This window comes from Pseudomonas sp. 86_A, from assembly GCF_017491705.1.
In the GTDB taxonomy this organism is placed as follows: Bacteria; Pseudomonadota; Gammaproteobacteria; order Pseudomonadales; family Pseudomonadaceae; genus Aquipseudomonas; species Aquipseudomonas koreensis.
On sequence record NZ_JAFGYS010000016.1, the window covers coordinates 219283 to 228622 of the forward strand.

12 protein-coding genes are annotated in these 9340 nt (G+C 62.2%); 7 read left to right on the top strand and 5 right to left on the bottom strand.

Annotated features, from left to right (window positions below; all coding sequences use genetic code 11):
* Positions 1-10: 10 nt before the first annotated feature.
* Positions 11-946: a LysR family transcriptional regulator gene (locus J5M57_RS23895; RefSeq protein WP_207849617.1), complete on the bottom strand. Its 936-nt coding sequence runs from the start codon at positions 944-946 to the stop codon at positions 11-13.
* A gap of 112 nt (positions 947-1058) precedes the next feature.
* Between J5M57_RS23895 and J5M57_RS23900 the strand changes: the two genes are divergently transcribed.
* The 3 genes from J5M57_RS23900 (at position 1059) to J5M57_RS23910 (ending at position 2398) form a co-directional block, all read left to right on the top strand.
* Entirely contained in the window at positions 1059-1544 is a 486-nt protein-coding gene (locus tag J5M57_RS23900; protein ID WP_207849618.1) for a DMT family transporter, read from the top strand.
* A gap of 3 nt (positions 1545-1547) precedes the next feature.
* Positions 1548-2003, top strand: coding sequence for a DMT family transporter (locus tag J5M57_RS23905; protein ID WP_064586865.1), 456 nt, complete (start codon positions 1548-1550; stop codon positions 2001-2003).
* Positions 2004-2230: 227 nt separating this feature from the next.
* The gene (locus J5M57_RS23910) at positions 2231-2398 is read left to right on the top strand and encodes a metallothionein (protein ID WP_082920300.1); all 168 of its coding nucleotides are present in this window, start codon (positions 2231-2233) and stop codon (positions 2396-2398) included.
* Between the two features lie 23 nt (positions 2399-2421).
* Here J5M57_RS23910 and J5M57_RS23915 read toward each other — a convergent pair whose 3' ends face one another.
* Together J5M57_RS23915 and J5M57_RS23920 are read right to left on the bottom strand one after the other, a co-directional pair.
* A complete protein-coding gene (locus tag J5M57_RS23915; protein WP_207849619.1) occupies positions 2422-2694 on the bottom strand; it encodes a hypothetical protein in 273 nt (90 codons plus the stop codon).
* 38 nt (positions 2695-2732) lie between these two features.
* Positions 2733-2960, bottom strand: coding sequence for a DUF6555 family protein (locus J5M57_RS23920; RefSeq protein ID WP_003223528.1), 228 nt, complete (start codon positions 2958-2960; stop codon positions 2733-2735).
* A gap of 146 nt (positions 2961-3106) precedes the next feature.
* Here J5M57_RS23920 and J5M57_RS23925 point away from each other — a divergent pair, with 146 nt between their 5' ends.
* The 3 genes from J5M57_RS23925 (at position 3107) to J5M57_RS23935 (ending at position 5233) form a co-directional block, all read left to right on the top strand.
* Entirely contained in the window at positions 3107-3883 is a 777-nt protein-coding gene (locus J5M57_RS23925) for a helix-turn-helix transcriptional regulator (protein WP_243435259.1), read from the top strand.
* 188 nt (positions 3884-4071) lie between these two features.
* Positions 4072-4245, top strand: coding sequence for a DUF1427 family protein (locus tag J5M57_RS23930; RefSeq protein WP_081794837.1), 174 nt, complete (start codon positions 4072-4074; stop codon positions 4243-4245).
* Between the two features lie 31 nt (positions 4246-4276).
* Positions 4277-5233 carry a zinc-binding alcohol dehydrogenase family protein gene (locus J5M57_RS23935; protein WP_207849621.1) on the top strand — a complete coding sequence of 319 codons (957 nt, stop codon included), beginning with the start codon at positions 4277-4279 and terminating at the stop codon, positions 5231-5233.
* A 122-nt stretch (positions 5234-5355) separates the two neighbouring features.
* On the opposite strand, the gene J5M57_RS23940 is transcribed toward J5M57_RS23935, so the two are convergent.
* Positions 5356-6378 (bottom strand): purine nucleoside permease, encoded by a 1023-nt coding sequence (locus J5M57_RS23940; RefSeq protein ID WP_169840713.1) that lies wholly within the window; start codon positions 6376-6378, stop codon positions 5356-5358.
* Between the two features lie 15 nt (positions 6379-6393).
* Positions 6394-7353, bottom strand: coding sequence for a nucleoside-specific channel-forming protein Tsx (locus tag J5M57_RS23945; RefSeq protein ID WP_207849622.1), 960 nt, complete (start codon positions 7351-7353; stop codon positions 6394-6396).
* Between the two features lie 430 nt (positions 7354-7783).
* Here J5M57_RS23945 and J5M57_RS23950 point away from each other — a divergent pair.
* A partial coding sequence (locus J5M57_RS23950) for an autotransporter-associated beta strand repeat-containing protein (RefSeq protein ID WP_207872007.1) occupies positions 7784-9340 on the top strand: 1557 nt, incomplete at its 3' end.

The window sequence follows — 9340 nt, forward strand, 5'->3', positions numbered from 1 at the left end:
CGTGTAGGACTCAGGTTCTGTCCCAGTAGGGGATCTCGCCGAAGCACTCGATGAAGAAATCAATCACCGTACGCACCTTCACTGACAGCCGCCGACTCCCCGGCCACAGCACCGCAATCTGCTGCGGCTCCAGACTGTTCGACACCTGATAGTCCCGCAGCACCGGCACCAGCGTGCCTTCGCGCACCGCTTCACCAATCAGCCATGACGGAAACATCACCAGCCCCAGGCCTTGTTCGGCGGCCTGGGTGAGGGTGTCGGCGTGGTTGCCGGTGATCGGGCCTTTGACCGAGTAAGGCGTCCAGTCGCCCTGATCCTGACGGAAGAACCAGCGCTGCTGGCCGGTCGCACCTTTGTAGGCCAGGCACTGGTGCTGCGCGAGCTCGTCGGGATGCTGCGGAACGCCGTGGCGTTGCAGGTAGGCCGGGCTGGCCGCGACCTGAAAGCGATGCGGCGCGAGAATCCGTGCCTGCATGCTCGAATCGTGCAGCGGGCCGATGCGAAACAGCAGGTCGGCGCCTTCCTGCAAGGGGTCGACGTAATGGTCGGTCTGCTGGATGTCCAGTTGCAGCTTCGGATAGCGCGCGCACAACTGACCGAGCCACGGCGTCAAATGCCGCTGGCCGAACACCACCGGCGCGTTGATCCGCACCAGCCCGGTGGGCTCGCTTTGCTGTTCCTGCAACGCCTGTTCGGCCTCCTCCAGTTGCACCAGCACCAGCCGTGCGTGGTGGCCGAGCATGCGTCCGGCCTCGGTCGGGGTGACGGCGCGGGTGTGGCGGTAGAGCAATTGCTGGTTCAGCGCCTGCTCCATCAACTGGATCTGCCGCGAAATCGAAGAGGGCGCCACACCCTCGCGGCGGGCGACTTCGGAAAAACTGCCGTGGTCGAGCACTGCCACAAACAGCCTGAGTGCCTTGAATCCCAGTTCGTTGAGCCCGTGCATCAATCTTCCTGCTGTGCGAGTTACGCAAAAGTGTTGTCCGGATGCTCCCATTTATCGCACAGCGGCGCCAGCCGATAATCCGCGCCATCGTTTACTTGTACGGGTTTTGGTTATGCAGACGTTGGATGAGGTAAGTGTGGCGGCGCCGGTGAGCAAGCCGGGGTTGCGCCTGTTGTTGCTGCCGCTGGTGATTCTGGCCGGCATGGGGTTGTCGGTGGAGGCGGGGTTGCTCGGGCCGTTGGGGGTGCAGGTCGGGCACCTGTGGGCGACCTTGAGCATCTTCGGCGTGGGTTCGGCGATCCTGTTTTTGCTGTTGCTGTTCGCCGGCCCGCAGAAGGGCCCGGCGCTGACCGACTTGCCACGCTGGCAATTGATCGGCGGCTTCCTCGGGCCGATGTACGTGGTGGTGCTGACCCTGGCGACGCCGCATATCGGGATTGCGATGACGATGATCGCGATTCTCTCCGGGCAGGTGGGCAAGAGTGTGCTGATCGACCATTTCGGCTGGTTTGGCGCAACACGCAAGAAGGTCAATGCCGAGCGGTGGCTGGCGTTGGGGCTGATTGTGGTGGCACTGGTTTTGATTGCGCGGGGGTGAGTCATGAGTTTGGTTATTTTGTTGGCAGTGGTGGTGTTGGCCGGTGCGGTGTTGAGTGTGCAGGCGGCGATCAATGGACGTTTGGGCGAGACCGTCGGGGTGTTGCGCAGCAGTTTGCTGACGTTTTTCGTCGGGGCGGTGACGACCGGGTTGTTGATTCTGTTTTTTGAGCCGGCGCATGCGGTGAGTTTGCTGGATGTACCGAAGTGGCAGCTCTGCGGTGCGCTGTTTGGCGTGGTTTACATGATGGTCATGGTCGGCGCGGTACCGGTGGTCGGGACGGCGGTGGCGACGGTGGCGGTGATTGTGGGTCAGCTGGGGATGGGGATGTTGATCGACAACTTTGGCTGGTTGGGGAATCCGGCGATCGAGCTGTCGTCTTCTCGGGTGTTGGCGATGGTTTGTCTGGGGTTGGCTTTGGTCTTTATGTATCGTAGTAGTTCGCGTTCTGTTGACTGATTTTTTGGACCGTATCCGTTGCTGCGGTAGCGATGGCGGCCCAACAGCCCACCCTCTCTGACTGACCGCACCCAACGCCCATGTAGGAGCTGCCGAAGGCTGCGATCTTTTGCTCTGCTTTGGCTTTGATTTGGCTTTTGATCTTTTGCCCCTTCGGCAGCTCCTACACTGGTATTTACGGCTTATCCCAAAAGCCCGGACAACCACCCAAAAAGGAGTCTGCCCCCATGCCCGATAGAAAATGCGATTGCCCCGACTGTAAATGCACGATCAAAGAAGGCGAGCACGCCTACGCCGTGCACGGCAAACACTACTGCTGCGAAGCCTGCGCGCACCATCACAAGAGCGGCGAAAAGTGCTCAAGCAAAGGCTGCCATTGCGGCCCACCCAAATAATCGCGCGCATAAAAAAGTGGAGCCTAATCAGGCTCCACTTTCAGTTTCAGGCTCTCATCATCCAGCCGTTCGGTATGCCGCACCGTGCCTTGCAACCGTCGACCCTCCACCCACACCACCACGGTTTTCGCCTGGTGCAGATCTTCCGGTAACGGCGCCGGTATGCACAGGGCGAAGCTATAGGGGTCGTCTTCGACAGCCTCAAGACCCACCCGACAGTCCACGCTCTTGGTGATACGGCCGAACAGGGTGTCGAGGCCGTAATCCAGATGCGCCTGGCTGAAGAGGTTGCTCATGTGTATCCCCCGAAAAGTCCCCGTTACCTGGCCAGCGTCTAGCTCGCGGGTCGCCATGTGACGTTTTCCACGCCGAATTTCTCCGCCATCGGTTTGCTGGTCTTTTGCACTTTTTCCCGGCCGAAGCGCGGGATACGACCCACGCCTGCGTCGCAGCTTGCCCAGTGCCACGCCTCGGCATTGTCCATTTTGTCCGAGCGGATAATGAACGATTTCGGCGTGCCGTGAAGGGTGTAATCGATGACAAACAGTTTTGCGTTGTTCATAAAGCCCGTAATCCTCCCTGTGGTATTAGAAGGATCGCGGCGCGCCGGGAAAATTCACTCGGATTGTCCGACGGTATCTATCGTTGGCGACACATCGGCGCACTGGTTACCATGGCCGCTCCACCAACCCCTAATGAATGCTCGCCATGGCCCTCGCCGCGCCCCCCGATCTGAGTGATACCGATGTGCCGGTGCAGCCGCTGGCGCGCACTTATCCGCGTGGTTTGTTCATCGAGCCGCACGAGCATGTCTGGGGGCAGTTGCTGTACGCGATGAGCGGGGTGATGTGGGTCGAGACCCCGCATGAAGCGCTGGTGGTGCCGCCGCAGCGGGCGGTGTGGTTGCCGCCCGGGGTGCCGCACGGGATTCGTGTGGTTTCGGATTTGCAGATGCGCAATATCTACCTGCGCCCGGCGCTGGCGGCGACGCTGGATGAGGCGGTGCAGGTGATCGAGGTCGGCGGGTTGCTGCGGGAGTTGATCGTCGGGCTGGTGGAGCAGGGCGACAGTGGCGATCAAGCCTATTACGACGCCTTGGTCGGGTTGGCGCTGCTGGAACTCAAGCGCGCCCGGCGCTCGCAACTGAAGATCCCGCTGCCGGACGATTCCGACCGGCGCCTGATGAACCTGTGCCAGGCGGTGATGGCCGCGCCGTCGCTGGACATTCCGTACGAGCAGCACGCGGAAAACGCCGGGGCCAGCGTGCGCACGCTGGCGCGGTTGTTCAAGGACAGCCTCGGCATGGGCTTCGCCGAGTGGCGGCGGCAGGTGCAGTTGGCGACGGCGGTGGCGGAGTTGATTCAGGGCGTACCGGTGAGTGCGATCGCCCGGGAGCTGGGGTATTCGCCGAGCAGTTTCAGTGACATGTTTCGCCGCGAACTGGGTGTGGCCCCCTCGCAATTCAACACCACGCACACCCTGTAGGTGCTGCCGCAGGCTGCGATCTTTTGACTTTGATTTTTTAAAACAGGATCAAAAGATCGCAGCCTGCGGCAGCTCCTACAGGGGATCGCAATGCCGGGACTTGGCCGAAATTCAGAAGTCCTTGGCCGGTACCGTTTGCAGCCTTTCCCTAGACTCTGCCCATTCCTTTCACGCGGCGGAGTTTCCCCATGAACTACCTGATTTCGCTGGCCATCGGCCTGGGCGTCGGCCTGCTCTATGGCGCGCTGCATTTTCGTTCACCGGCGCCACCGGCGATCGCCCTGGTGGGGCTGCTCGGTATGCTCGCGGGTGAGCAGTTGTGGCCGTTGGGCCGGCAGCTGGTTGCCGGTTGGTTCTCGTGAATTTTCCCTTTTTCCTTCGGTGGATGTCCTCATGAAAGCACTGCAATTCGATCAAACCGGCGACCTGTCTTCCCTGCGTTTCGTCGACGTCGCCACTCCGGTGCCCGGCGCTGACGAGGTACTGGTCGAGATCAAGGCGGCCGGCCTCAACCCCAGCGACGTGAAGAACGTGCTCGGGCGTTTCCCCTACACCACGTTGCCGCGGATTCCCGGGCGCGATTTTGCTGGCGTGGTGGTTGAAGGCCCGCAGGCGTTGCTCGGCCAGGAAGTCTGGGGCACCGGGCGGGAGCTGGGCTTTTTTGCCGATGGCTCGCACGCGCAGTTCGTCAAGCTGCCGGCCAATGGCGTGGCGCACAAACCGTCGCACCTGAGTTTCGCCCAGGCCGCCAGCCTCGGCGTGCCGTACACCACAGCGTGGGATGCGCTGGAGCGCAGTCTTGTGAGTGCTGAAACCCGGTTGCTGGTGATCGGCGGCGGCGCAGTGGCGACGGCGGCACTGGCACTGGCCAAGGTCCGTGGAGCGCAGATACTGGCGGCGGCGCGGCGACCGGAGCAAGTCAAGGACTTGCAGGCGCAGGGCTATCCGACGATCCAGCTGGATGAACCCGAAGACCTCGGTGCCCAGGTCCACGCGGTGTACAGCGGCGGTGCCGATGTGATCTTCGACACCACCGGTTTCTGGCTGCCCGCCTCGGTGGCGGCTTTGGCAGCGTTCGGCCGCATCGCGATCATCGCGGCACCGGTCGACGGCCATGTGCAGTTGCCGGCGCTGGCGCTATACCGCAAGGGCGGTTCGGTGGTCGGGATCAATTCGCTGCTATACGGCGTGCAGGCCTGTGCGGCAATGCTCGAGCAGTTCGGGCGATTCTTCGATGAGGATCGGCTGCCATTGCCGCAGGGCTTGGTGGAGGAGCCGCTGGCTCAAGGCCTGGCGCGTTATGCCGAGGTGAATCAGGGCAGCGGCGACAAGATCATCCTTATCCCCTGACTCAGCCACAAACCCTGTAGGAGTGAGCCTGCTCGCGATAGCGTCAATTCAGTCGACAAATTCGGCGGCTGAATAACCTCCATCGCGAGCAGGCTCACTCCTACAATTGATTGGCGCAGGTTTCAGGACTGCGGCACGCCGTTTTCCCACGCCGACCAGTTTTTCAGAATGTCCTGCACCAGCGGATTGCCTGCGCGATAGAGGTTTTCCAGCGCCGGCACGAAGCCGCCCTGATCGGCGTACTTGAGCAGGTTGTCCACTTCGCTGCCGCCCGGCGCAGGGCGGTCGAAGTCGGAGCCGGCACGTACCACCGCCAGACGCTGCACATCCACCAGACCTTCGCGACTGGCGCGCAACAAGGCCTCGTAAGTCGAGTTGTCTTCCTGTTGCGTGGTGCAGTATTCACCCTTGTTGTCGGTCAGCAGTTTGGTCCAGACCTCGGCGCGTTCGCTCAGGCGTGTGCCGGAGAACCAGGTATTGCCCGCCAGCGTGTCACAGCGTGTGACCACCGGTGGCTGGTTGGCCGGGGCTGACGGGTATTTCAGGCGCCACGCCGCCGATTCCTTGCTCTCGCTCAGCTCGACCTTGTGGCTCAGGGCGAAGGCTTTGGCCTGCAGTTTCGGGTTGAGTTCGAAGATTTCGGTCTTGTAGTCCAGCGGCGGTTTTTCGTTGGGGCCCTTGGTGTTGATGCCCAGGTATCCGGTCGGCCAACTCGACGGCGCGTCACGGGAATCCAGCTCCCATTGCGTGCCGAATTCGACCAGGTAGTGCGCCCATGCAGCGGTGCCGATGGTCCCGTGTTTCGGGCTGATGCCGGCAATCCCGGCGATCAGGAAGTAGCTTTTGCGCAGGTCGAATTTCGGCGACAGCGCCAGTGCCAGGGTCGAGGCCGCGGCGTTGGTCTGGCCCATGCCGGTGGTCAGCAGGCACACCTGTTGCGCGTTGCAGCGGACCGTCGGGTACTCGGCAGACAGCCCTGGCACGCGGATTTCCTGCTTGAGATCCAGGCGCTCGATCCAGTTCTGCGCCTCGGGGGCGAACATGGTGATCAGCAGCACTTTTGGCTGGATGGGGGCTTCAGCCGCCCAGGTGGTGGAGGAGAGCAGGGCCGCAGCGGCCAGGGTCAGACGCGTCATTGCTTGCACGAGAATCTCCTGAATTCAGAACTGGTAGCCGATGCCGGCGTAGTAACCCCAACCGTTGGAACGTGCGCGGAAGTTGCCGTCGCCGAAGTTCAGCTCGCTGCCGTCCTCCCAGTTGCCGCCGTTGTGGAAATAACGCCCGACCAGGGTGAAGCGCAGGTGGGTGAACGAGTACAGCAAGACGTTGGTCGCCACCGTGGCGTTGGCGGTGCGTGCCGGGTTGTCCTTGTGCAGGTCCGAGCCGAAATCGAAGTTGGTGAAACCGATGTAGGTCAGCGAGGCGCCGTTGCTGAATTTGTCGATGGGCACGATGTACTTGAGCTGCGCGCGGTAGCCGTCCCACGAATATTCATTGCTCGCGCCGTAGTTCTCCCACTGGTAGCGCCCGTACAGGTTGGCCGACAGGTTGACCCGCGAATGGGTGTCGATGTCGGTGCCGAAGCCGCTGTACAGGGTGTTGGCGCGGTTCTCCTTGCGGCTGCCGTAATCGTAGATCCAGTCGAACGCCACGTACCATTCCTTGAACGGGCCGATGGCCAGGCTGCGGCCGGCGAGGTAGTCGATGGAGATGCGCGGCTCGTGCTCCATGAACACCGGCGAGCCGTGGTCCCACACGCCTTTGTCGTGGCTGTTGCCGATGTTGAAGATCTTCGGAATGTCGACGTAGCCGTACAGCTCGAACGGGCCCTTGCGCCCGAAGTATTCGTATTCCAGGTAGATATCGTCGGCCGGTTGCGGACCGAAACTGATGTCCTTGCTGCCGATCAGCGTAAGGTCCTGGTTGTACCAGTCCGACAGGTAGGCGCCTTGTTTCGGCGGGCTGGCGTCGGGGCTGAGGGTTTCGCCTTGCGCCGATTCTTCGGGCAGCGCCGGTTGCGCCAAAGCGCTGTCGCTGAGAACTCCGGTAACGGCGGTCAGTAGCAGGGAAACAGCGAACGTGCGCGCAAATGGGGCGCGAAGAGGGGAAGCGGCGTGCATTCAAAGTCCTTTTTTTGCGGATCGAGGCCCGGATTCTGCGGGTCTGTACGGTTTTGTTACGAAAAAGCCGTTATAGGCAGGTCGCAAACGTTTGCACAAGGCGTACCAAGTCTGCCACCGATGCCCTTTGCAGGCGCTGGGGCACGCTGCGATCTTGAAGATCAGGATCAAAAGATCGCAGCGTTCCGCAGCGCCTACAGAGGATGTGGCGTACTCAGATTCCCGTGTTTGCTGGCCGAAACCTGCGGTTTAGATGGGCCTAGTATTAAAGTATTAACACCATTTAATCAGTGCCCCATCGCGGGGCGTCTACTAGCTTGTCAGCCAAGACGCGGTTTTGTGATGACCGTCGCAGTCTTGATTCGCGTGTGGAATAAGCACGGCTTCGCACGGTTTCAAGGAAGAATTTGGCCACGACAAGGAGTAGCCCGTGGAAGCAAGGTTTGGTGTCGCCCTCGTTTCGCGTTTTTCCCCTCTTTCCCTTGCTGTGCACTTGAGTGTTGCCGGACTGTTGTTCGGCGGCGTCAGCGCACCTGCGCTGGCCACATGCTCGACGGCCGGTTCCACGGTGACCTGTAGCGGTGTACCGACCCTGCCGCTATTTCTCAACAACTTTTCCAGCGCCACCAACGGTCTGACGGTCAACGTCAACTCCGGGGCGCAGATGAACGCGACGCTCGGCGGTCACGTGATGGACCTTACCGGGGTCAACATCAGCCTGAACAACTCCGGCACCCTCGACCCGGCGTTGCTGGGGCTGGTCTCGGTGTTGAGCGGCGGTGCCTTCATCGGCACGGGCGCAACCAGTACGGTCAGCGTGCTCAACAATGCCAGCGGGATCATTCGCGGCACCGGCATGCTGCTCGGGCTCAACCTGACCAGCATCGACGGCTTGGGCATCGCGGTGAACAACGCCGCGGCCGGCACCACCAGCATCACCAACAATGGCACCATCACTTCGACCGGCCTGTCGGTTGGCGGTATCACCCTGGCCGATACCCCGGTGGTCGGGGTTTATGGCGGCTCGCAAGTCAACATGACCAACAGCAGCACCGGCGTCATCAATGGCCGGATCGCCTTCGAGACCTCGGCGGCGGGCAACACCTTCACCAACGCCGGCGCGATCACCGGTGGCGTGTCGATGGGGGCGGCGAGCACCAACACCTTCACCGCCGTGACCGGTTCTTCGGTCCAGGTCGGTGACGGTGTACAGGTCAGCGTCGGCCTCGGCGGGCTGATCGGCATCAACCTGACCTTCGCCCCGACCGGCACTGTCGATGGTGGCGCGGGCGGCACCAACAACTTGATCCTGCAGAACCCGATCGGCGTCGGCGGCGGCACCACTGGCGTTGGTACAGCGTCAAGCGCCACCTACGTCAACTTCAACAACCTGACCATCAACAGCGGCACCTGGACCTTGCAGGGGCCGCTGGTCAGCGGCGCGACCACGCTCAATGGCGGGGTCGCCCAGTTCAACAACAACGCCACATTCGGCAGCGGTGTCCTCACCTCCAATGGCGGGATCCTGCAGGCCAGCAATGCCGGCTTGAACATCAGCAACCTGATTTCCCTCGGTGCCGGCGGCGTGACCGTGCAAGGCACCAACGCCACCACCCTGAGCGGGGTGATCTCCGGCAGCGGCGGCCTGACCAAAGTCGGTTCCGGGCAACTGAGCCTCAGCGCCGCCAACACCTACCTGGGCAACACCACGCTCAACGGCGGTACCGTGCAGTTGGGCAACAACCTGGCGCTGAGCACCGGCACCCTCAACGTCACCGGCGCGAGCACCCTGAGTGCACCGGGCACCATCAGTCTGGCCAACAACATCAACCTCGGCGGCACCTTGACGGCCAGCGGCACCGGCGCCTTGACTCTCGGCGGCCTGATCACCGGCAGCAGCGGCCTGACCAAGACCGGCACCGGCAGCCTGACCCTCAGCGGCGCCAACAGCGGTTACACCGGTACCACCACCCTGAGCGCCGGCAGC

Coding starts and splice junctions, on each gene's coding strand:
- J5M57_RS23895 (WP_207849617.1), bottom strand. CDS start 946: ATGCACGGGCTCAACGAACTGGGATTCAAGGCACTCAGGCTGTTTGTG.
- J5M57_RS23920 (WP_003223528.1), bottom strand. CDS start 2,960: ATGAACAACGCAAAACTGTTTGTCATCGATTACACCCTTCACGGCACG.
- J5M57_RS23935 (WP_207849621.1), top strand. CDS start 4,277: ATGAAAGCACTGCAATTCGATCAAACCGGCGACCTGTCTTCCCTGCGT.
- J5M57_RS23930 (WP_081794837.1), top strand. CDS start 4,072: ATGAACTACCTGATTTCGCTGGCCATCGGCCTGGGCGTCGGCCTGCTC.
- J5M57_RS23910 (WP_082920300.1), top strand. CDS start 2,231: ATGCCCGATAGAAAATGCGATTGCCCCGACTGTAAATGCACGATCAAA.
- J5M57_RS23925 (WP_243435259.1), top strand. CDS start 3,107: ATGGCCCTCGCCGCGCCCCCCGATCTGAGTGATACCGATGTGCCGGTG.
- J5M57_RS23945 (WP_207849622.1), bottom strand. CDS start 7,353: ATGCACGCCGCTTCCCCTCTTCGCGCCCCATTTGCGCGCACGTTCGCT.
- J5M57_RS23915 (WP_207849619.1), bottom strand. CDS start 2,694: ATGAGCAACCTCTTCAGCCAGGCGCATCTGGATTACGGCCTCGACACC.
- J5M57_RS23900 (WP_207849618.1), top strand. CDS start 1,059: ATGCAGACGTTGGATGAGGTAAGTGTGGCGGCGCCGGTGAGCAAGCCG.
- J5M57_RS23905 (WP_064586865.1), top strand. CDS start 1,548: ATGAGTTTGGTTATTTTGTTGGCAGTGGTGGTGTTGGCCGGTGCGGTG.